General features: G+C 51.0%; 20 protein-coding genes. 12 read left to right on the top strand and 8 right to left on the bottom strand.

Annotation, left to right across the window (positions count from 1 at the left end; all coding sequences use genetic code 11):
• Positions 1 to 446 precede the first annotated feature (446 nt).
• The 3 genes from dctP (at position 447) to IR195_RS15320 (ending at position 3,389) form a co-directional block, all read left to right on the top strand.
• On the top strand, positions 447 to 1,499 hold the full coding sequence (gene dctP, locus IR195_RS15330; RefSeq protein WP_198348986.1) for a TRAP transporter substrate-binding protein DctP: 1,053 nt from the start codon (positions 447 to 449) through the stop codon (positions 1,497 to 1,499).
• 67 nt (positions 1,500 to 1,566) lie between these two features.
• The gene (locus IR195_RS15325; RefSeq protein WP_172421578.1) at positions 1,567 to 2,070 is read left to right on the top strand and encodes a TRAP transporter small permease subunit; all 504 of its coding nucleotides are present in this window, start codon (positions 1,567 to 1,569) and stop codon (positions 2,068 to 2,070) included.
• The gene (locus IR195_RS15320; protein ID WP_206047998.1) at positions 2,070 to 3,389 is read left to right on the top strand and encodes a TRAP transporter large permease; all 1,320 of its coding nucleotides are present in this window, start codon (positions 2,070 to 2,072) and stop codon (positions 3,387 to 3,389) included. Before IR195_RS15325 ends, IR195_RS15320 begins: the two co-directional genes overlap by 1 nt.
• A gap of 92 nt (positions 3,390 to 3,481) precedes the next feature.
• Here the strand turns inward: IR195_RS15320 and IR195_RS15315 are convergent, their stop codons facing one another.
• Together IR195_RS15315 and IR195_RS15310 are read right to left on the bottom strand one after the other, a co-directional pair.
• Positions 3,482 to 4,432: a sucrase ferredoxin gene (locus IR195_RS15315; protein ID WP_206047997.1), complete on the bottom strand. Its 951-nt coding sequence runs from the start codon at positions 4,430 to 4,432 to the stop codon at positions 3,482 to 3,484.
• On the bottom strand, positions 4,429 to 5,280 hold the full coding sequence (locus tag IR195_RS15310; RefSeq protein ID WP_206047996.1) for an ABC transporter ATP-binding protein: 852 nt from the start codon (positions 5,278 to 5,280) through the stop codon (positions 4,429 to 4,431). The genes IR195_RS15315 and IR195_RS15310 overlap by 4 nt, the downstream gene beginning before the upstream one ends.
• 213 nt (positions 5,281 to 5,493) lie before the next feature.
• Here IR195_RS15310 and IR195_RS15305 point away from each other — a divergent pair, with 213 nt between their 5' ends.
• The gene (locus tag IR195_RS15305) at positions 5,494 to 7,635 is read left to right on the top strand and encodes a TonB-dependent receptor (RefSeq protein ID WP_206047995.1); all 2,142 of its coding nucleotides are present in this window, start codon (positions 5,494 to 5,496) and stop codon (positions 7,633 to 7,635) included.
• On the opposite strand, the gene IR195_RS15300 is transcribed toward IR195_RS15305, so the two are convergent.
• Genes IR195_RS15300 through IR195_RS15290 form a run of 3 tightly spaced genes read right to left on the bottom strand, consistent with a single transcriptional unit; the run spans position 7,632 to position 10,563 of the window.
• Positions 7,632 to 8,672, bottom strand: coding sequence for a FecCD family ABC transporter permease (locus tag IR195_RS15300; protein ID WP_206047994.1), 1,041 nt, complete (start codon positions 8,670 to 8,672; stop codon positions 7,632 to 7,634). The two genes, IR195_RS15305 and IR195_RS15300, sit on opposite strands and share 4 nt — an antisense overlap.
• Positions 8,669 to 9,673: a FecCD family ABC transporter permease gene (locus tag IR195_RS15295; RefSeq protein WP_206047993.1), complete on the bottom strand. Its 1,005-nt coding sequence runs from the start codon at positions 9,671 to 9,673 to the stop codon at positions 8,669 to 8,671. Before IR195_RS15295 ends, IR195_RS15300 begins: the two co-directional genes overlap by 4 nt.
• Positions 9,667 to 10,563, bottom strand: a complete 897-nt coding sequence (locus IR195_RS15290; RefSeq protein WP_241006843.1) for an ABC transporter substrate-binding protein — start codon at positions 10,561 to 10,563, stop codon at positions 9,667 to 9,669. Before IR195_RS15290 ends, IR195_RS15295 begins: the two co-directional genes overlap by 7 nt.
• Before the next feature lie 671 nt (positions 10,564 to 11,234).
• Here IR195_RS15290 and IR195_RS15285 point away from each other — a divergent pair.
• The 8 genes from IR195_RS15285 to IR195_RS15250 all read left to right on the top strand — a co-directional run bounded on the left by IR195_RS15285 (position 11,235) and on the right by IR195_RS15250 (position 18,920).
• Entirely contained in the window at positions 11,235 to 11,702 is a 468-nt protein-coding gene (locus IR195_RS15285) for an Lrp/AsnC family transcriptional regulator (RefSeq protein WP_206047991.1), read from the top strand.
• Complete coding sequence (locus IR195_RS15280; RefSeq protein WP_206047990.1) at positions 11,632 to 13,356, top strand: aminotransferase class V-fold PLP-dependent enzyme; 1,725 nt, start codon at positions 11,632 to 11,634, stop codon at positions 13,354 to 13,356. The genes IR195_RS15285 and IR195_RS15280 overlap by 71 nt, the downstream gene beginning before the upstream one ends.
• Entirely contained in the window at positions 13,353 to 14,807 is a 1,455-nt protein-coding gene (locus IR195_RS15275; RefSeq protein WP_125750666.1) for an NAD(P)-binding domain-containing protein, read from the top strand. Before IR195_RS15280 ends, IR195_RS15275 begins: the two co-directional genes overlap by 4 nt.
• A gap of 48 nt (positions 14,808 to 14,855) precedes the next feature.
• Entirely contained in the window at positions 14,856 to 15,350 is a 495-nt protein-coding gene (locus IR195_RS15270; RefSeq protein WP_125750663.1) for a CMD domain-containing protein, read from the top strand.
• Positions 15,347 to 15,925: a peroxidase-related enzyme gene (locus tag IR195_RS15265; RefSeq protein WP_038477449.1), complete on the top strand. Its 579-nt coding sequence runs from the start codon at positions 15,347 to 15,349 to the stop codon at positions 15,923 to 15,925. The genes IR195_RS15270 and IR195_RS15265 overlap by 4 nt, the downstream gene beginning before the upstream one ends.
• A 139-nt stretch (positions 15,926 to 16,064) precedes the next feature.
• Complete coding sequence (locus IR195_RS15260) at positions 16,065 to 17,051, top strand: TRAP transporter substrate-binding protein (protein ID WP_089039560.1); 987 nt, start codon at positions 16,065 to 16,067, stop codon at positions 17,049 to 17,051.
• 76 nt (positions 17,052 to 17,127) lie between these two features.
• Complete coding sequence (locus IR195_RS15255; protein ID WP_125750654.1) at positions 17,128 to 17,634, top strand: TRAP transporter small permease; 507 nt, start codon at positions 17,128 to 17,130, stop codon at positions 17,632 to 17,634.
• On the top strand, positions 17,631 to 18,920 hold the full coding sequence (locus IR195_RS15250; RefSeq protein ID WP_146941951.1) for a TRAP transporter large permease: 1,290 nt from the start codon (positions 17,631 to 17,633) through the stop codon (positions 18,918 to 18,920). Before IR195_RS15255 ends, IR195_RS15250 begins: the two co-directional genes overlap by 4 nt.
• A gap of 15 nt (positions 18,921 to 18,935) precedes the next feature.
• On the opposite strand, the gene IR195_RS15245 is transcribed toward IR195_RS15250, so the two are convergent.
• The 3 genes from IR195_RS15245 to IR195_RS15235 are packed head-to-tail and all read right to left on the bottom strand — an operon-like array spanning position 18,936 to position 20,516.
• Positions 18,936 to 19,271, bottom strand: coding sequence for an AzlD domain-containing protein (locus tag IR195_RS15245; RefSeq protein ID WP_146941952.1), 336 nt, complete (start codon positions 19,269 to 19,271; stop codon positions 18,936 to 18,938).
• Positions 19,264 to 19,989, bottom strand: coding sequence for an AzlC family ABC transporter permease (locus tag IR195_RS15240; protein ID WP_125750645.1), 726 nt, complete (start codon positions 19,987 to 19,989; stop codon positions 19,264 to 19,266). Before IR195_RS15240 ends, IR195_RS15245 begins: the two co-directional genes overlap by 8 nt.
• Positions 19,986 to 20,516 (bottom strand): helix-turn-helix domain-containing protein, encoded by a 531-nt coding sequence (locus IR195_RS15235; RefSeq protein WP_146941954.1) that lies wholly within the window; start codon positions 20,514 to 20,516, stop codon positions 19,986 to 19,988. The genes IR195_RS15240 and IR195_RS15235 overlap by 4 nt, the downstream gene beginning before the upstream one ends.
• Between the last annotated feature and the right edge of the window lie 31 nt (positions 20,517 to 20,547).

The raw sequence follows: 20,547 nt of genomic DNA, 5'->3' as shown, positions 1-20,547 counted from the left end.
TCGAATTATTCCTCGCTTTTTCTAAGTCTATGGGAGCTCAGTAAGTCCCGATTCGGGATCCTTACTTAATCTCTAAGAAAACGAAGCTATTCCCATAAACGCTTCTTCACATAGCCTTCTATATCAGAATTATCTTAAGTTCCTGAATTAAGATGGTGTTTTTATAAAATTGTCCTGATTCTGCAAAGATACTCTTGCAATGATTTATTATATATTTTATACAAAAAAGGCAGCCAAGATTGATTTGTTCGTAACTCATCTGGCTTTGCTCAGCGCGACAAGTCTGTTCCAGGGAGAGGGAAAGGCGAACAGCAGACGGCTCTGCAATAACAGTATTTGCTGTAGGAAAAGCTTAAACGTACAGGCATGTAGCTACCTCTCAATGCCCTTTATTTAGCAATGGGGTGAGAGATAAATAAAACCAACATATAGAAAGGTTAGTGATCATGAAAACAAAGCAATGGCTTTCCTCTGTGGTAGCGGCGATAGCACTTTCCTCCCAAGTGCATGCAGCCGAAGTGGAATGGCGGGTGCCCACCTCCGTCCCAGGAGGCTCTCCATTCTATGAAAATTTCCTCGAACGGTTCTCACGCAACACAGAAATTTTAACTTCAGGACGAGCTAACATTAGGCCTTTTGGCGCGGGCGTGATTGTGCCTGCCTTGCAAGTTTATGATGCTGTCAAAGAGGGTACAGTAGAGGCGGGGCACTCCACGCCAAGCTACTTAGTTAATCAAAATCCTATAAACGCTATTTTTGCTGGATTCCCTGGAGGCATGGGGCCACAGTCATATATTAATTGGATTTATGAAGGTGGCGGTCAAGAAGCATTGCGGGAGCTCCGGGCTAGTGAAGGATTGCACTCGCTAATCGTTGGCATTGGATCTACTGAAGTATTTGCTCATTCCAACGTGCCAATTAACGGGCCTGAGGATCTCGACGGCTTAAAGTACAGAACTTCTGGCCCTTGGGCTGAAGTTATGCGTGAGTACTACAATGCAGTCCCTACTGTTGTTCCGCCCGGAGACACTTACACTTTATTACAGCGTAAGGGTGTCGATGCTGTGGAGTGGGCAACGCCTTCCAGTAATTATCCAGAAGGCTTTCATGAAGCAGCCCGCTACATCATAGTCCCAGGTGTACATCAACCCACATTCCTTTGGGAAGTCGTTGTCCGTCAGGAAACATGGGATCAAGTGCCAGACGACCTAAAGCAGCTAATTGAATCTGCAGCTAAGTTGACGACTTATGAAGGGCTTTCCAGTTTCTATCATAACGACCTAATCGCTATGGAAAATTATCGTGAAGGTAGAAACGAAGTCATTAGTTTGGACGAAGCATTCGTTGATGAATTAGCGGAAAATGGGCGTTCATGGATTACTGCCCGGGCTGCGGAAGAAAGTGAAGCTGGCAACCCTGACATGGAAGAGATTTTAAAAGACTACCAAGAATATCAGTCACGTTGGAATTCTCAGAAAGACTATCTCATAACTAATTAACATAAAAATTATAGGGGGAGACTTTAAGAGTCTCTCCTTGTATATATAGACATGAGTGGTGCCAATAATGATATTTAAATTAGTAGATAAAATTTCTGAAGTGTCTGCGTGGGTGAGCAAGCTGGCAATTGTTGTATTGGTATTGTCAATGTTATATGAAGTGATAGCTCGCTATGTTTTTAACTCATCAACCATATGGGCATTCGATATTTCTTATATGGCTACAGGTGTTGCGTTTGTGCTGGGTGTTGCTTGGACAGCGCAGATTGATGGTCATATAAAAGTTGATGTGTTAAGTAGCTTGCTACCAAATAATGTTTATCGATTGATTATCGGAGTGGTTTATACAGTTGTATTGTTTCCAACTTTTCTATTTATGGCCTGGTATGGTTGGAAGAAGACTGTGTCGGCATTCATAACTAATGAGGTGGAAATGGTCAGTACATGGGCGCCTCAAATGTGGCCATTCTATACATGTATAGCTGTAGGTCTTACTCTCCTTGCTCTTCAGTTTCTTGTCATTGGGCTTCGTTCTTTTTTAAATAAGACTATAAAAAGTGAGATTGAGTAATGGATTCGACAATAGCTTCGTTAATGTTTCCAGGGCTTTTTTTGTTAATATTTTTAGGTATTCCGGTTGCTTTTTCATTAGTTATAGTGTCACTTGTTTCTGGTTGGTTCGCTTTTGGCCCTATGATTTTTCAACAACTTTATGGCAGTGTTTATAGCGCTTCATCAAATTATGTGCTCTCTTCGATTCCTCTTTTTATTCTAATGGGGGCGATACTAGAGAAGTCAGGTATCGCAAAAAATCTTTTCGATGCCATTCAAATGTGGATAGGGCGGCTACCAGGTGGGCTAGCGCTAACAACGATCGCTATGGCTGCAATATTTGCTGCTGCATCTGGAGTCGTTGGTGCGGTGGAAATAATGATTGGGCTAATGGCAATCCCTGCTATGAGAGCCTATAAATATAATAACTCACTGATTGCGGGTACGGTTTGTGCAGGAGGTTCTTTAGGAACAATCATACCCCCTACTGTCATTGTAGTCGTCTATGCTGCACTCGCTCAACAGTCGATAGGTGCCTTATTTGCAGCGATTATATTCCCCGGCATTCTTATGCTTTCTCTTTTTGCTACTTACATAGTTGTGCGATGCTGGCTGCGCCCTCAAGATGGCCCAGTCTCTACTATTGTTGACGATGATAAACCCTTTGCGCTTAAAATAAGAATTACACTGAAAGCGTTAGTGCCACCCCTGCTATTAATGTTCGCTGTGCTTGGGTCACTGTTGGGTGGTATTGCATCCCCAACAGAAGCAGCGGCAGTTGGTGTTGCAGGCGCAGTGATCTTGGCAATAATTAATGGTGGTATAACGATATCTTCACTTACTGACTCTTTATCTCTTACCGTACGCATTACATCTATGATACTGCTTATAGTAGCCGGTGGTACGATGTTTACGGGTATTTTTGCAGTCAACGGTGGTGGAGAAATGGTATCGGCAATAGCCAATGGTTTAGGTGGTGGTACAGCAGGCGTTATTTTATTTTTCCTAGCGGTTACCTTTTTGTTAGGGTTTGTTCTTGATTGGACCTCTATCGTTTTAATTTGCGTGCCAATATTTACTCCTGTGATTAAACAGCTCGGTATCGACCCTATTTGGTTTGCTACGTTAGTGCTGATAACAATCCAAACGAGCTACCTGACACCTCCTATGGCGTCGTCAATATTTTATTTAAAGTCAATTGCCCCTAGTGATATTACCTATGGGCAAATGTGCAAAGGTGTGTTGCCCTTTATCGCTGTGCAATTACTAACACTGGCTATTGTTGTGCTGTTTCCTACAATGGCTACATGGCTGCCTGATAAGATTTTGGGTTTTTAAGGTCATAACAGGTGGGCTTCTGTCCACCTGTTAACGTTAGCTAAAATGTATGTGGCATGTTGTTGTCGGTATGTGCCATATGCCCGAAATAGCTAATAGTCACTATTAGAAAAGCTCAGGCGATTAAAGCAACCATAGCGCTCCTCAGCTACCCGCCAAACGGTACTTTCCGTGGGCCCTTTCTCAAGGTCGGCGCAGGTGTCAATTCGCATGATGGTGGTGGCTTGGCAGCGCACGCTGAGTTGGCCTTGAGTGTTGCCCCGTTGCCACTGCCAGCGTATCAGGCGTTCTTGCTCACTGCCGCTATCGTCCAACAGCGTTAGCTGGGGTTGGTGTTGATCCGTGCTTAGTTGTGTACTTAGGTGGGTCAGGGCGGCTAGTTCTGCACACTGTTGGGCAGGGGTGAGTTGTGAACTGCCCCGATAGCCAGGCAAGTAGCGTTGGCTGTTAGCTTCTGCCTGTAGGAAGGGCAGTGCTTGCGCCGGGGTAATGCGTCCGTATTTGCGCACCTTGGGCAGCAAAATCAAACTGGCTGCTAGGCGGCAGCCCCCCAGATGGCTACTTTCCCAAGCCTCAAACGGTAGCTGGTGGTCAGCAATCGTTTGAGCCAACGCCTTATAGGTTTGGTAGCCGTACTTGGCGCAGCATTTGTCTTTTGTGCCGTGGGTGCAGCAGAGCAGCAGGTCGGTTTCTAGCGGTGGCTGTTCCCACTCTGCCAAGCTGTTGCCTGTTTGCAGAGCGCTTAAAAAGTCTTCTAAGTGATGGCGGGCAATCAGAAAGCGCCGTCGTTCTGGCATCAGAAATACTTGGTGCTGATGTTTATCCATTCCCGGTTGCTGAATCAGGTTAATACGTAGGCCGCTATCGGCAATGTCATCTAGTGTCTGTTTCAGCGTGTCGTTCATGTCGCTGGCATGGCGCAACTTGCGCAGCCACTTTGCGCGCGGCCAACTGATTAATAGATTGCGTTCGGCATGGGTAGCACTCCCAGCTAATGGATCATGCTGTTCACGGCTGAGGTCGGCGCAGAAAGTATGCTTCATAGGGCGATATGTTCTTCCGAGGCGGTGTGCTGTTGTTGGGTGTTAACCGTGAATTTATGGGGAACGCACACTGGGCTGTTGCTTACCGGGTCGAGAAGTACGTGGGCATCCAGGTCGAAAACGCGCTTAAGATTGGCGGCGGTAAATATTTCGCTAGGCGCGCCGCTGGTGATGATCTTTCCATCTCGCATCATGATCAACTGGTCAGCGTAGGCGGCGGCTAGATTCAGATCGTGAAGCACCAGTAACAGCGTGCGGCCATGCTCATGGGCCAAACGTGACAATAGCGCCAGTAAATCGACCTGCACCTTGAGGTCCAGAAAAGTGGTGGGTTCATCCAGCAGAATCAGATCCGTTTGCTGAGCCAGCACCATAGCAATCCAGCAGCGCTGACGCTGCCCACCGGAAAGGGCGTCGACGTTGCGCTCAGCAAACTCGGTCACGTTGGTGTAGGCCATGGCTTCGCGAATTGCGCGGGCATCCTGTTCGGGATTTTTTTGCCACATACGCTGATGCGGGAAACGTCCCATTCCGACCAGTTGTTTTACGCTCAGCCCCTCGGGAGCGACTGGCCCCTGGGGCAGAATACCAAGCCGTTGAGCGACTTCCCGCGTATTGCTGCGGTGAATATCTTTGCCATCCAGGTAAACGTGCCCAGCGCTTGGCGTGAGTGTACGTGCCAGCGTTTTTAACAGCGTGGATTTGCCACTACCGTTCGGCCCTAAAAGGACCGTTAGCTTGCCTTCCTGTATGCCGATATCGACACCGTCCAGCACGCGCTTGTCTTCATAACCAGCATGAAGGCTTTCACCTCTGAGCCGAGGCGTAAGACGGGAGGTGAGTGTCATGGGAAGAGTCGCCTGCATGATCTAAGCAGCCAGCACCGTAAGACAAAATATTCTCATTTTCAAATCTTTGTCCCAGCTCTGTACATTTCGATAAATCGAACGACGTGTTTCGTTGATGAAGCCATGTTGGTAATATATGCACAAGTTAATCGTTATCATTTAGATGTGCATTGTCTTTTGGGCGACTCACTCACTGCAAGGGAAAATAAGCGGATGTCGATAAAAAAATGCCACGTGTTTTGGCCAACAGTAACGCTTGCTGGGTTGGTAGCGGCTACCCAGGCACATGCTCAGTCGCCTGTAATCGCTGAAGCACAAGGTGAGCGAGAAAACACAAATCAAACGGTGGTGGTGACGGCTTCCCGTACTAATTCCTCAAAAGAGGATTCTCCTCAAACGGTGCGTGTTATCACCGAGGAGGAGATCAACCAACAGTTACAGCTAACCAGCGATTCATCGCAGATTTTAAGTAACCTGCTGCCCTCTTACTCCCCCAGCCGCCAAAAGATGACTGGTAGCGGTGAAACCCTTCGTGGGCGTAAGCCGCTGATCCTGATTGATGGTATTCCACAGTCGAACCCTCTGCGCCCAACGGGGCGTGAAGCACATACGATCGATTTTTCCATGGTTGAGCAGATCGAGGTGATTCAAGGGGCTAATGCCACTAATGGGGTGGGAGCGGCAGGTGGCGTGATTAACTTGATCACTAAACGTCCAGAGCCAGGTTCGCTTAATCAGCATGCTGAGGTTCAGGTAACGACTCCCACCAGCGAGTTGGATAGCGAGACACTCAGCTATAAAACTAGCTATGGGGTCAGTGGTAATCGCGGTGATGTGGATTATCTGTTTTCGGCCAGCCTTGAAGATCAGGGGCTATTCCTGGATGGAAATGGTGACCCTGTGGGTGTGGACAATACCCAGGGCGACCTGATGGACTCTCGCAGTTTCAATGTTTTAGGTAAGCTGGCTTACTGGATTGACGACGATCAACGCCTGCAATTTACCCTCAATCACTACAATATTGAGGGTCACAATAATTATGTGAGCGTAACGGGAGATCGTGCCAATGGTGTGGTAACGACGTCTGAGCGTGGCACTCCCGAGGGAGATGACCCCTATAACCGAGTCTGGACCACAGGACTAAGTTACGATCACTATGACCTGGCGGGGATGCGTTTAAGCGCCCAGGCGTTCTATCAGGATTATGAAGCGCTGTTTGGGGCAACCAACTCAGCGACTTTCCAGGATCCTGCGCTTGCCCCAGTGGGATCTTTTTACGACCAATCCATGGCATCAACGAGCAAGTTTGGCACTAAAGTCTCGCTGACTAAGGATGATCTGCTGAATGATCGACTGTCCTTAACGGGTGGTTTTGATACGCTGTTTGATGAAACCGAACAGTACCTATATCAGTCCGACCGTACCTATGTGCCACCAACAGAGTACACCGACCTTTCGCCTTTCATTCAGGCCGAGTTTAGGCCCGTGGATTCACTGCTGCTATCCGCTGGCGCACGCTATGAGTACGCCAAGCTAAAGATCAATGACTATCAGACGGTGGCGGCTAACAATAGTGTTGATGTTGCCGGTGGTAACCCCAGTTTCAATGAAACGCTCTATAACGTCGGCGCAGTGTGGAAACCTGTGGATCATTGGAGCCTGTTTGCCAATTACTCTGAAGGTTTTTCTATTCCCGATGTTGGTCGAGCATTGAGAGGCATTAGTACCCCTAATCAATCGGTTAATAGCATTGAAAACCTAAGTCCGATTGTTACCGACAATATCGAGACAGGCGTTCGCTTTGAGAATGGCCGCTTAGCCGCTGAGCTTAGTTATTATGAATCCTCCTCCGACTTCGGCAGCCGACTCACGGAAGTCGACGACGTCTTTTATATGCAGCGTCAGGAGACTGAAATTAAGGGCTTTGAGGCCTCGGTAGATTATCAATTTACCGACCAGCACTCCGGCCGTTTGGCGTACTCACGTATGGAAGGGCGCTACGACAGTAACGATGATGGCAGTTTAGACGCCAAGTTGTCTGGACTGGATGTCTCGCCAGATCGCCTGACGGCCAGTTGGTCTGCCAATTGGACAGATAACCTTTCCACCTTTGTGCAGGCTAACTACGCCTTCGATAAAACCTTCGACGCAGCCAACCGTGAGTTTGACGGCTATCTGTTGATGGATGCCGCCGTGGGCTACCAACTTCCCGTTGGACAGGTCAATGTAGGCATCGCTAACCTGCTTGATGAGCAGTACGTTAGCTACTACTCACAAAGTGCGCTGGTGAACGACGAACGCTATTTTGCCGGACGCGGTAGAACCGTGACCTTCGGCTATCGCGTCGATTTTTAGTAAGGACGGTAGCGCGCCCTGTGCAGCAAATACACAAAGAAGGGCGCGCCTATCCCGGCCACGAAAATACCGACAGGCAAGTCTTTGGGTAAAAAGGCTACGCGGCCTAATAAATCGGCGTTTAAAACGATCAAGGCCCCGACTAGCGCTGAGGTGGGCGCCAACCGTGCCAGGTTGCGCCCCACGAGCCTAGCCGCTAAGTGGGGCGCAATTAATCCCACAAAGCTTAACCCACCCGCAAACGCAACGGCGGCACCGGCTAATGCCACGCTGCAGGCCAGCAGTACTATTCGGCTGCGCAGAATAGGCACGCCAAGTCCTTCGGCTACATGGTCGCCCAGCGCCATGGCATCCGCATGCCAAGCGAAGGCAAGGCTGATAGGCACTGCGACCAATATCCATGGCAATAGACCCCACACATCTACCCATTGCGCCGCGTAAAGGCTGCCGGTAAGCCATACATAGGCCGTCATGGCCGCAGTGTCATCGCTAATAACGATTAATAAGGTAGTGGCAGCCCCCATGGCCGCTGCCAAGCCAATGCCTACCAATACCATACGTGCTGGGCTAATGCCGCTCTTCCACGCCAAACTGACCACCAGTAGAGCGGATGCCAGCGCACCGAGCATGGCCGCAACAGGCAGCCAGCGAATGCTGAGGGTTGTGCTGAGCAGCGCTAAAAACAGTACGGCAGCTAGCGCCGCGCCGCTGGTGATACCGATGACATCTGGCGATGCTAGCGGGTTACGCACAATGCTTTGCAGAATGGCACCTGCTACCGCTAAGGCGGCACCGACCAGTAGCGCCAGCACGATGCGGGGCAGTCTTAGCTCCCAAATAATAAAAGCGATATCGCTACTTTGAGGAGCAATCAACGTCTGTAAAACCTGTAGAGGTGGCGTGGGAAAGCTACCCAAGCAGAGGGATACGCCGACGCTGAAGAAAAGCAGACCGCCTAACAGCAGCAGGCTATTCAAGAGGCGGGCGCTTTTGCGTTCTATCGTGTGATTGAGGGGGAGTGCTGTTTCTTGCGTCATTGGCTAGCCATCTTTTGTCGCGCCAGATAGATAAAGAAGGGCGTGCCAATAAGCGCGGTCATGACGCCGATAGGTACTTGCTGGGGGGGCATTAGAAACCGTGAAGCGATATCGGCCAGCAGTAGTAGGCAGGCTCCCAGTACCGCACAAGCGGGTAGCAGCCAGCGGTGATCAATACCAAATAGTCCCCGTGCCATGTGGGGCACAATTAATCCCACAAAACCAATCATGCCTGCCAGCGCCACAGAGCTACCTGCTAGCACGATCACGATCAGCCCTAGCAGCAGTTTGATGGTGGTGGCCTGCATGCCAAGCCCGGTGACCATATCGTCTCCCAGCAGCAGCGCATTGGCGTGGCGTACAAGTAATCCACTGAGTAGCAGTGCCCCGCCGAAGAGCGGCAGCAAGGGCATGACCACCGAGAGGTCGCGCCCTGAGACAGAACCTGCCAGCCAGTAAAGAACGCTCTCAAAACTTTGTTGATCAATCACCAGCAGTCCCTGGCTAAATGATACAAACATTGCTGTGACCGCCACCCCCGCTAGCACAACGCGCAGTGGCGAAAGTTCGCCGTGGCGGCCCCGGCTAAGCAGCACAACGAGGCTTGCGGCGACCAGTGCGCCCAATAGGGCTGCCCAGACATAGTGAGCGGGGGTGTGAAGCGGCAGCAGTGAGACTGCGACCACCACAAAAAACATTGCGCCAGCGTTAATCCCCAAAATACCCGGCGATGCCAGTGGGTTGCGCGTCATGGTTTGCATCAGCGCACCTGCAATAGCTAAGCTGGCGCCGACTAGGGCGGCAATCACGGCACGGGGTAAGCGCTCGGTCAATAGAATAATGTGGGATACGTTGGCAGCGTCATAGTGGGTGAGCGCATCGAGCAGCGTGGGTAGGGCGATCTCCGTCGTGCCTAACATCACGCTAGCGAAAAAAGCACCAAACGTTAGTACTGCCCCGACTATCAGGCCAATGCCTTTTGCAGCGGCACTGTTTAGCATTGGAAGTGCTCCCCGGCGTGATCGATAGCGTGGGGAAAGCAAGTCTGATGTTGCAGCTTATAATGGTCATAGAGATCATCTAGCATAGCGTTGGCCGCTAAGATGCCACCGCCCATCATCCAACTAACGGGGTCGACTTCAAATACGCGCCCGTTTTGCACCGCTGAAAGGCGCTGCCATAGTGGGTGAGCCGTCCAGCGTTGATAATTATCCGCAATGGCCGGATCGTCCGGTTCTAGCAGCACAAACATAACATCCGCATTCAGAACAGGAATGTTCTCAGTGCTGGAAAGTTTCATTCCCCAGCCTTGGGTATGTAGCGTATCCGGCTGCTCGAAGCCAAGCTCATCTAAAATAGAGCCAGCAAAGCCGTGAGTATAGATGCGCACGTGGTCACTTTTAAAACGTACCACGGCCACTTTCTGAGGCCATTCACTGCCCAGCTCAGCGGCTATCTGCTGGCGGAAATCGCTCACTCGGTCATCCCAGAGCCGAAGTAATTGGCTGGCCTCCGTTTCGCGGCCAGTGGCATTGGCGATCATCGTCAGCGTAGTTTTAAAGCCGAAAACGGTGTGAGTAGATGCCGTGGGTGCAATGGCTGACAATAGCGGTGCTATTCGCGCATGGCGAAAGTCGCTAGCAATGACCAAGTCAGGATCGAGCCAGGCAATTTTTTCCAGGTTGGGCTGGGTTTCCAAACCAACATGCTCGACGCCTTCCAACGGTTCACGCAGGTAACGATACATCGGTTTTTCTAACCAGGAGTCGACGACACCAATCGGCGTAAGCCCAAGAGCGACAGCGCTATCGGTAGCACCTTGATAGAGCGTAACAATACGTGGCGTCGACACGGATGGTGCGGGATTGTCGTTCTGAGCAGCGCTTTGCAGCGGATTGGCTAGCACGGAACAGGCTATCAGCGCCGCGCATGCTAGTAGCAACACACGTCTCCAAGCCTTGCCGCAATGAGCGTGTATTGTTGGCATACGTGTCACAGGTAGCTAGACGTTTGAAAGACAGAATGATGGCACGTGTCAAAAGCTAATGTAAAGCATTATCAAATATAGGCCTTCCATCTGCCCAAGCATGGTGCGTTCTGGTGGCTGTTGACCGGTTCAAGGAGCGGATAGCGGCTTTGATAAAGCAGCGGATTCGGCCTGCATTCATAGAATAAGTGCGGCTGTTGGGAGGCTAATATTTCTGGCGATTAAAAAGTAGTTTGCTACGGGTATGTTCAAGAGTCTATTTTTTTCAAGATCATGATTTTTAAAATTATGAGCTCAAGAGTATGTGTTCAAAAGCGTATATGTTAATGAACGGTCAAGGAGTTTTAATCAATTGTGTGCTTTAAATTCCTAGTAGGCTCGACTTTAAACTCTTATGTATAGCTCTTTTTGGTGCAGCATATTGTTTGCTGCACCATTTTGGGATGCTCTTTTAGTGGGAGTAAGCACTTGGTTGGTTTTAACTGGGTTGATGGTGAAAAATTATTTCTCTTGACCGTATGAAGAAAAGGTTATAAAGAATAAAATTCCTTGTAATCGTATAGAGGGGAAATAAATTGCTTATTGATCGTTTTGATTTAAAAATTCTTGAACAGCTTCAGCGCGATGATAGTCTTTCTATTGCACAGCTTGCAGAAGGGGTTGGTCTCTCTGTTACGCCGTGTTGGCGGCGAATACAAAAGCTGGAAAAAGACGGAATTATAGAAAAAAGAATTGCCGTGCTGAACCCTGAGAAATTGAATCTTAGTCTTACTGTGTTTGTGATGGTTAAAACGGATAAACACAACCAAGCTTGGCTTGATAAATTTCAGGAGACGGTTAAAAACTTTCCTGAGATCGTAGAAGTTAATCGCCTTGCAGGTGAATACGACTACTTACTCAAGGTCATTACGCGTAATAACCAATCTTATGACGCCTTTTATAAAAGGCTGATTGCGAAAATAGAGCTCAGTAATGTCACATCGTGCTTCTCAATGGAACAAGTCAAGAAAACCACCGAGCTCCCCCTCGGCGATCTCTCGTGAGTGGATAGAGCGCCTACAGAGTGGGGTCATTGGAGAAGGGCGCTTGATCCCCGGCCCATTTGGAGATTGCCCCTTGCTCTATGCCGATTACACGGCATCGGGAAGGGCGTTGGATATCGTCGAGCGGGCAATTCAAGAGGAGGTGTTGCCTCTGTATGCCAATACGCATACCGAAACCTCTTACACCGGTAAAATGACCACGCGACTACGGGAAGCTGCTCGCCAAGCTGTGGCGGAGTCTGTAGGTGCTGATGACGAATATGCGGTCATTTTTGCTGGTGCTGGTGCTACCGCGGCGATAGATCGTTGCTGTCGCATTCTTGAGCTGACCCATGGGCAAGTGGCAGCGAAGGCCGCTAAGCCGGTTGTTTTCGTTGGCCCCTATGAGCATCACTCTAATGATCTGGTATGGCGCGAGTGCGATGTTGATTTGGTACGTACTCCTCTGGATAGCCATGGTCTTGTTGATCTGGAGGTGCTTGAGCAGCAATTGCAGGCACATGCCGAGCGCGACGTTAAAGTCGTGGCGTTTTCGGCAGCTTCCAATGTCACGGGTATTCTGTCGCCCGTGGCCCAGATAGCCAAGTTAGCGCACCAATATGGCGGCTTGGCTGTGTTCGACTATGCGGCAAGTGGGCCCTATGTGGCGATCAATATGGCAGGCAGCGGCCAAGGCGATCATCTGGATGCGGTCTTCCTTTCTCCTCATAAATTTGTCGGTGGGCCTGGGAGTTCCGGCGTGCTGGTGATTCGCAAAGCGGTGTGCCGCAATGCGAAGCCCTCTATTGCAGGTGGCGGTACGGTATCTTATGTAACTGCCTCCCATCATCGCTATGTTCAGAATGTCGAGCGCCGGGAGGAGGCGGGTACGCCTAATATTTTGGGCGATATTCGTGCGGGGTTGGCGTTCCGAATCAAAACAAAAGTTGGCGCTGAGACCATTGAACTGCGCGAGGAAGAGTTGGTGGCCATGGCCGTGGAGCGTTGGCAAAAAATAGCTAACTTGAACCTGCTTGGCTCACTTAATGCGCCCAGGTTGGCCATTTTCTCGTTCAATATCACTGCTGGAGAACGGGCGATACACCATAACCTGGTTGTTGCCATGTTGAATGACCTATTCGGTATTCAGGCTAGAGGTGGCTGTTCCTGTGCGGGCCCTTATGGTCATGAACTGCTCTCCATTGATAGCGATACGGCCGCAGCGCATGAAGCGTTAGTCCAAAAAGGTAGAAGCATATATCGTCCAGGTTGGGTAAGACTCGGATTTAACTTCTTTTTTAGCAATGAGTCGGCTAACTATGTAATATCTGCGGTCGAGTTTATTGCGCGTTATGCCCCGGCATTAATGAAACTTTACTCTGTGGATGAACATAGTGGTGTTTGGGTTGCCCAGCGCCCTGACGCATCAGCTCAATCCGAAGAGTCAGTAACGCCATGCCTATTGGATACGCTTTTCACTAAGGATGCATCTGTTGGAACAGCTGACGAGGCCACAGTGCTTGATTGCTTTGCCAGAGCGCTTGAATTGGTTGAACTGGCGGAAGCCCTGCCGTTACCCGTTAATCGCCACGCTGAAGATGTACCCGTTCGTTGGTTCTGGTGGCCCCATGAGGCCGAACAGGCCATGCAGACACAAGCCGAGATGATGCCATGACCCTCACTCCCTCTTTGGCCGGTGCCGGCCTTGAAGCCTTAAATGCGCGTGTTAAGCACGACCTCGCCTGTCTGAACCTGCCGCCTGCTAATTGGGTCCCCTCATTAGAGAGAGAGGATGGGCGGCACGTTTACGATGTCGTGATTGTGGGCGGTGGTCAGTGCGGTTTAGTAGCGGCTTTCGCGCTACTGTCGGGAGGTATCTCCAATATCCGTATTTTTGATCGCAACCCGGCGGGTAAAGAAGGGCCTTGGATGAACTATGCCCGTATGGAGACACTGCGTTCGCCGAAAACATTACCAGGGCCCAGCTATGGATTTGCTTCACTGACCTTCCGGGCTTGGTATGAGGCGCAGTTTGGCACCGAAGCCTGGGAAACTCTTGACAAGATTCCGCGGCCTACTTGGATGGAGTACCTTTGCTGGTACCGTGAAGTTCTCAATCTACCGGTCGAAAATAGTGTCAAGGTTGAGCATGTTAAGCCTGAGGGAGAGCTACTCAGTCTTGAACTTTCTGGCTCCGGCGCGACGGCTGAGCGTGTTCTGACACGCAAACTGATTATGGCGACTGGCCGTGAAGGTACCGGTGCCCCCAAGATTCCCGATTTCGTTGCTGGTTTACCGGCGTCTCGCTGGGCACACACGGCGGACGATATCGATTTTACTGCCCTTAAGGGGAAGCGCGTGGTCGTGGTGGGGGTGGGCGCTTCGGCAATTGATAATGCAGCTGAGGCGTTGGAGCATGGCGCCAGCGAGGTTCGCTTTCTGATTCGTCGTCAGCAGATGCCGACGATCAACAAAATGATGGGTATTGGCTGCTATGGCTTTACTCATGGCTACGCAACGCTGCCGGATGAGTGGCGCTGGCGCATTATGCACTACTCGTTTATCACCCAGACGCCGCCTCCTCGTGGCTCGACGTTGCGTGTCAGCCGCCATGAGAATGCTTATTTTCACTTTGGTTGTGGCATTGAAAATATCCAAGTTGAAGGGCCGGAAGTGGTGATCACGACCCAGCAGGGCAAGCAGGTTCGCTGCGACTTTCTGATTCTGGGAACTGGGTTTGAAGTTGATCCACTGGCGCGTACCGAGCTGGCTGGGTATGCCGATCGTATTCTGCTGTGGCGTGACCAATATCAGCCACCCGCCGAGCTTGAGCATGAGGAACTGGGCAATTTTCCTTACGTGGATCGCGACTTTGCCTTCCAAGAACGAGAGCCAGGAGCGGCACCCTGGCTGCGTAATATTCACTGCTTCAACTATGGCGCCTCTATTAGCTTAGGCAAGGTCAGCGGTGACATTCCTGGGATCAGCGAAGGAGCCAGCTGGTTGGCAGGTGCAATTGCCGCAGGCTTTTATCGAGAAGACATTGAACGCCACTGGCAGCTACTCGAACACTACGACTCTCCGGAACTACTGGGGGATGAGTGGGAGCCTTCCCCATTGCCTTGAATGCGTAGCGCTAACATCGTCTTTGTATTGCAATGTTAAGGAACCGAAATGTCACATGTACTTGAAACAGCCGCTGGCGTACCCAGCAGCGGCCCGCTGGCCGAAGCCCTAACTATGCGCGGCAAGTTAATGGAGCTGACACAAGCATCCTATGAAGCAGCGCTGCTACCCAATGATGCCGGGAACCTGCCTGTCAGCTTAAGAGCGGCGCTGGCATGCCGTATGGCGAGAATTTGCCAGCAAGCTGGGCTGACACAGCACTATGCTGATTTGCTTGCCGGGTATGGCGATGATGCCGACCCTTACCAACTAGCCCTTCCAGGACAAATGCCACCGGCGGATAACCAGCGTTTGGTTGCGATGGTGGATTACGTTGATTTGGTCACCGAACGGCCGCGAGATGCCAGCGAAGCAACAATCGGTTCGCTACGTGCCGCAGGCATTGATGAAGCAGATATTGTCCGCTTAGCCGGGCTGGTTGCTTTCGTTAACTACCAGCTGCGCGTTGCCGCTGTGCTGAGTGTGATGGGGAAAAGCCAATGAGTCGTGTCATTCACAAGTTCACTACCCGGGTACCCACGTGGCGTCCCCATATCACCCCGATTGATTTTGATCAGGCGACGCCTGCTCAACGGGAAGCGCTGAAAGAGACGCCTTCCAACACCAAAATTTCCGACTATGTATTGGTGTTGGCACATGATCCTGAGCCGCTGCGTATTCGCACGTCTCTATTTAACGGCATCATGTATGACAAGGGTGGTTTATCCCGTGAAGAGCGGGAACTGGGAGCGGTGGCAGCATCGGTCGTCAACCGCTGTATCTACTGCGCGGCTGTGCACGCTCAGCGTTATAACAACCTGACGCGTGATGAGCGGGTGATGCAGGAGATCTTCTTCAATGGCGAAAAGGCGGATATCGATGCACGTCAGCGTGCCATCCTTAAGTTTGGCATGCGGCTCTCTGAGTGTCCTCCCCAAGTAACCGAAGATGATATTGCCAGCCTACGTGAAGCAGGGCTGGATGATCAGGAAATTTTGGATCTTACCCTCTCAACCACTCTATTTGGCTGGGCAAACCGGCTTATGCATACCCTTGGTGAACCTGTATCGGGAGCATAGCTTAAACAATCACCCGCTTTTTAAAGCGTTGGCACATCCCTGGCGAGTATCTATCGGCAGCTAGCCGCTATCGGCATTTAGTACCTATAGACAGTTAGCACCTATGGACAGCTAGTAAACCTATAAGAGGAACGTCCCCATGACAAAACGTACGTTTTCGCGCTTGGCCCTGGCAGCCGCAACTTCCATGCTTTTTATTTCCCCTGCTATGGCAGAAACCTTACGCCTGGGCACGGTAGTAAGTGCTCCTCACCCATGGATTGATGCTGCTGAAGCGTTTAAAGCCGAAGTAGCAGAAGCGACCGATGGGCGTATCGATGTACAGATTTTCCCAGGTGGCCAATTGGGTAATGACCAGACAATGGTCGATGAGATTCGTATCGGTACCACCGATATGATCATTGGCGGTGTGATGAATATTTCGCCGTATACCCCTGAGTTTGAAATTTTCAGTCTTAATTATCTGTTTGAAGATATGGATAAATTTCGGGCTGCCACCTCTCCCGACTCGCCCGTGTTTGACTATTTCGCCAACGCTATGCAGGAGTCAGGCGTAGGCTTGAAGTTGTTGAGTCTGACAGGAGGGGGAACGCGCAATTTAAGTACCAATACCGGACCTGTCACCCAGCCTTCGGACCTGCAAGGTATCAAGATGCGTGTCACAGGCTCGCGCCTAGATGCTGAGATGTGGCAATCAGTCGGTGCGTTGACGACATCGCTACCATGGACAGAAATTTACACTGGCCTGCAAACCGGCGTAGTGGGGGCCTTCGAGAGCACCATCAGCGGCTATTACTCAAGCCGCCTTTATGAGGTAGCTCCTTATCATGCCAAAACCGAGCACCAGGTGATGATGAGCCATATTTCCATCAGTGAGAACCGCTTTAATCGCTTCTCGGAAGAGGACCAGGCCATCATTCTCAATGCGGCCCAGCATGCGGGTGAATTCGGCACTGAAAAAGGAGTGGAGTACGATGCTGAATTTATTCAGGAATTCGAGGATCTGGGGGTAACGGTGACCGAAGTCGACAAGCAGGCCTTCATTGATGCGGTCGTTCCTCTGCATGACGAGTTTGCTGAGGAACGTGGTTTGACTGAGCTGCTCGACACGATTCGCAACCTGTAAACCGCGAGCCATCAGCGCTTTGGCGTGCTGCTGTGGGTCTCATCTGCAAGCAGTGCGCCAATGTAAGGGTAGAAAAATGCGGAAAATAAACGATCTGTTGGAGAAACTCCTGACATTTATCGCAGGCTCGCTGTTTGCAGCCTTCATCCTAACGGTGCTCTATCAGGTGGTGGCACGAAACTACTTGAAAATATCAGTATCTTGGACCGATGAAGTCGCTATGGCCTGTTTTATTTGGGCGGTCTTTATTGGCGCGGCCATTGCACTGCGTAAGCGTAGGCACTATGTAGTGGACGTTTTCCCTCCAAGCTTTGTTATTACTCAGCGGGTATTACGCTTATTCGGTAGCCTAGCCTGTCTGCCCGTGATCTATGTACTGATTGTGCACGGTAATGTACTGGTGGATATGGGCTGGAACCGACGCTCGGTAGCGCTAGGTACGCCCATGGCCTATGTGTTCGCCGCGATCCCCGTAGCAGGTATCTCCATGTTGCTATTTTCTATTGAGACTATTCGCGATGATATCGCCAAGCTGCGTGCTGGTAGAGATGCGGCCAATGGTGGAGAGGCCCCCGAATCATGAGTCCATTGATTACCTTGATTGGCAGCTTTCTGATTCTTATCGGCCTAAGTGTCCCTATCGCTTTTGCGATTGGTTTGGCGTCCATATTGACGATCATGCAATTGGGACTGCCCTTAACATCGGTCGTTAATCAGATGTTTGCCAGCATTAATTCATTCCCGTTACTGGCCGTGCCTTTCTTTCTATTGCTAGGGCGCCTGATGAACGACGGGGGAATCACCGACCGTCTGCTGCGCTTTGCTGATAGTACCGTTGGGCATGTTCGCGGCGGTCTTGGCCACATCAATGTCATGGTATCCATGATGTTCGCCAGCCTCTCAGGGTCTGCAGCTGCAGATACTGCTAGCGTGGGGGCGGTGCTCATTCCGGCGATGAAGAAGTCGGGCTATCCCGCGCCGTTTGCTGTGGCATTGACGGCAGCATCGTCTGTGCTGGGGGGGATCATTCCGCCCTCGATTCTCATGGTAATTTACGGTGCCTTTGGCAACGTATCCGTGGGTGCTCTGTTTATGGGGGGCATTCTGCCAGGGATACTCGTCGGTTTGATGCAGATGGGCTATGTGTATTACATCGCGAGAAAGCACGATATTAAAGCAACGGGTAAGTTCTCTTTCCGCCAAATGGGGCGTACTGCGATCACCGCTGCTCCACCTATGGTGCTGCCGCTAGTGGTGCTAGGTGGCATCACCCTAGGCGTATTCACTGCCACGGAAGCTGCTTCGGTAGCGGTTTTGGTAGGCGTGTTGCTGGCCTTTGTTTTTTATAGAGCGATACGTTTTAGGCAGCTTCCCGGCATTTTGTCAGATTCCGTTGTCGCCTTTTCGTTACCCATGTTTGCTGTCGCTTCCGCAGGCATTATGGGATGGCTAATTTCGTACTTGGGGATCGCTCAGGAGGTCGCTAACTTTATCCTCACCGTAACGCAATCGCGGGTGGGCATCATGCTGTTGGTGATGCTGTTTATGTTAGTGATTGGCACTGTCCTCAGCCCGGTGACAGCAGTCATTATCTTCCTCCCCATTATTCAGGGACTGTGTATCGCGGCTGATATCAACCAGGTCCATATGGCACTGGTAGTGATTTTATCGCTCACCCTAGGGTTGATTACGCCTCCCTATGGTATTTGCCTGCTTATCGCAACACAGATTGGCGAAGTTTCCATGCCGCGTGCTTTTATGGCAGTAATACCGCTAATAGTGCTCATTATGTCGATAATTATCGCCATGATACTACTGCCAAGCGTCTTTCTGTATTTACCGCAATTAGTGTTTCCAAAAGCGTTTTAGTCAGGTGGGGTAGCGTTATATTAGCGCTACCCCTACCTTGACGATGCCAAATACAGCTACCCCTGCGGCGACCGGCCAGCCTAATGAGCGTAGCCGCGACCATACCCATAATGTGACGGCAAGACCGATAGCCGTGGCAAACCATGAAACGGCGCCTGGGCTCACTGGCACGATAGAAACACCGAGTACAGCGGCGATCATCAGCGGGCCGAGAATACTGAGCCATTGAGGCATATTGCTAATCCCCGTCTCGCTATTAATTCGGCGCTGCATCCATAGAAAAGGCACCACACGCATCAGCAACGTACCTATCGCAGATATCACCACCGCTAACCACAATGCACTACTCATGACTGTCTCTCCCTTTTTCAAACTTCACCATATAGAAGCACAGCGCGCCACAGGCAGCCGCTAGTGGGATGGCTACGTTGCCCCACCCAGTCAGCGTTAAACACAGTGCTGCAATGATGGTGAGTCCCATTGCTACTGCCCAGCGTTTATCGGTAAAACGCGGAGCCACCATAGTGAGAAATAGGGCAGGCAGCGCGAAGGGCATAATTTCACCCAACAACGGCCAGCGGGCGGTAAATGCTTCACCAGCAGTAGCCCCCACGGCAGTGCCCACCGCCCACGCTCCCCACGCCAGTAACGATGCACCTAAAAACCAGCTAAAGCGCTTCGCGTCAGGCAGTTGCGGAAGTCTGGTTAATGCCAGAGCAAATACCTGGTCGGTTAGGCCGTGCATTAACCATGGCCAGTGACGGCTGCGCGGCAGTAGCTCGGCTAGGTTAGGGCCGTACACCATGTGGCGCACGTTAATCAGTAACGTCATTGCTACCACCAACCACAGTGGAGCGCCGGTGGCGATCATGCCGACAAACAAAAACTGCGAGGCACCCGCGTAAATCAGCGCCGATATGGCTGTGGCTTCCCATGTGCTAAAGCCAGCTTGGCTAGCTACCAAACCAAACGATAGCGCCACCGGTATATAACCGCCTAATAGCGGAATCGCTTCCTGCACACCTTGCAGCGCGCTGCGCCACGGCGAGTGGCTGACGAGTTGGTTCATAGCGCTTCTCCCTGTTCGCCGTAAGTAATGGTAAGTAGCATGGTGGCCTCGTGGTCCTGGGTGCGGTAAAAGTGAGGCTTATCAGCACGGAAGGTGATGCTTTCGCCAGGGGTTAGCGTCGTCACTGCACCTTCTGGGCCGGCTTCTAACCAGCCGCTGATCAAGGTCAGCGTCTCTTGAGTACCCAGGGTGTGAGCTTCGGCGTGGCGCAGGGTATGAGGAGCGCAGCGCATCCAATAGGCATCTACCTGAGGCGAGCCTTTTCCCTGGTCGATTAACTGAACTTGCACGCCATCTTCACCTAAAGGCACAGAGATAGGCGCGACCAGAGTGCCGAAGGGGACATTAAGCTGCACTGCTAACCGCCAGATGGTATCCAAGGTGGGGTTGCCATTACCTTGTTCCAGACGGCACAAATTCGATTTGGCAATGCCAGCGGCATTGGCTAGATAGGAGAGTGACCAGCCCCGCGCTTGGCGAAGGGATTGCAAATGCTGACCTAGGGTACTTAGTGAGTGCTCATCCATTCGATTATCTCGCTGTTCCTTTTATAGAACG

The sequence above is a fragment of the Vreelandella venusta genome, from assembly GCF_015689495.1.
Taxonomy (GTDB): Bacteria; Pseudomonadota; Gammaproteobacteria; order Pseudomonadales; family Halomonadaceae; genus Vreelandella; species Vreelandella venusta.
Note: the sequence above shows the minus strand (reverse complement) of the source record. Positions and strands in the feature narration are given on the sequence as shown.

Excerpts from the sequence above, each read along its gene's own strand:
- dctP (WP_198348986.1), top strand. The coding sequence starts at position 447 with ATGAAAACAAAGCAATGGCTTTCCTCTGTGGTAGCGGCGATAGCACTT.
- IR195_RS15325 (WP_172421578.1), top strand. The coding sequence starts at position 1,567 with ATGATATTTAAATTAGTAGATAAAATTTCTGAAGTGTCTGCGTGGGTG.
- IR195_RS15320 (WP_206047998.1), top strand. The coding sequence starts at position 2,070 with ATGGATTCGACAATAGCTTCGTTAATGTTTCCAGGGCTTTTTTTGTTA.
- IR195_RS15315 (WP_206047997.1), bottom strand. The coding sequence starts at position 4,432 with ATGAAGCATACTTTCTGCGCCGACCTCAGCCGTGAACAGCATGATCCA.
- IR195_RS15310 (WP_206047996.1), bottom strand. The coding sequence starts at position 5,280 with ATGACACTCACCTCCCGTCTTACGCCTCGGCTCAGAGGTGAAAGCCTT.
- IR195_RS15305 (WP_206047995.1), top strand. The coding sequence starts at position 5,494 with ATGTCGATAAAAAAATGCCACGTGTTTTGGCCAACAGTAACGCTTGCT.
- IR195_RS15300 (WP_206047994.1), bottom strand. The coding sequence starts at position 8,672 with ATGACGCAAGAAACAGCACTCCCCCTCAATCACACGATAGAACGCAAA.
- IR195_RS15295 (WP_206047993.1), bottom strand. The coding sequence starts at position 9,673 with ATGCTAAACAGTGCCGCTGCAAAAGGCATTGGCCTGATAGTCGGGGCA.
- IR195_RS15280 (WP_206047990.1), top strand. The coding sequence starts at position 11,632 with ATGTCACATCGTGCTTCTCAATGGAACAAGTCAAGAAAACCACCGAGC.
- IR195_RS15275 (WP_125750666.1), top strand. The coding sequence starts at position 13,353 with ATGACCCTCACTCCCTCTTTGGCCGGTGCCGGCCTTGAAGCCTTAAAT.
- IR195_RS15270 (WP_125750663.1), top strand. The coding sequence starts at position 14,856 with ATGTCACATGTACTTGAAACAGCCGCTGGCGTACCCAGCAGCGGCCCG.
- IR195_RS15265 (WP_038477449.1), top strand. The coding sequence starts at position 15,347 with ATGAGTCGTGTCATTCACAAGTTCACTACCCGGGTACCCACGTGGCGT.
- IR195_RS15260 (WP_089039560.1), top strand. The coding sequence starts at position 16,065 with ATGACAAAACGTACGTTTTCGCGCTTGGCCCTGGCAGCCGCAACTTCC.
- IR195_RS15255 (WP_125750654.1), top strand. The coding sequence starts at position 17,128 with ATGCGGAAAATAAACGATCTGTTGGAGAAACTCCTGACATTTATCGCA.
- IR195_RS15250 (WP_146941951.1), top strand. The coding sequence starts at position 17,631 with ATGAGTCCATTGATTACCTTGATTGGCAGCTTTCTGATTCTTATCGGC.
- IR195_RS15245 (WP_146941952.1), bottom strand. The coding sequence starts at position 19,271 with ATGAGTAGTGCATTGTGGTTAGCGGTGGTGATATCTGCGATAGGTACG.
- IR195_RS15240 (WP_125750645.1), bottom strand. The coding sequence starts at position 19,989 with ATGAACCAACTCGTCAGCCACTCGCCGTGGCGCAGCGCGCTGCAAGGT.
- IR195_RS15235 (WP_146941954.1), bottom strand. The coding sequence starts at position 20,516 with ATGGATGAGCACTCACTAAGTACCCTAGGTCAGCATTTGCAATCCCTT.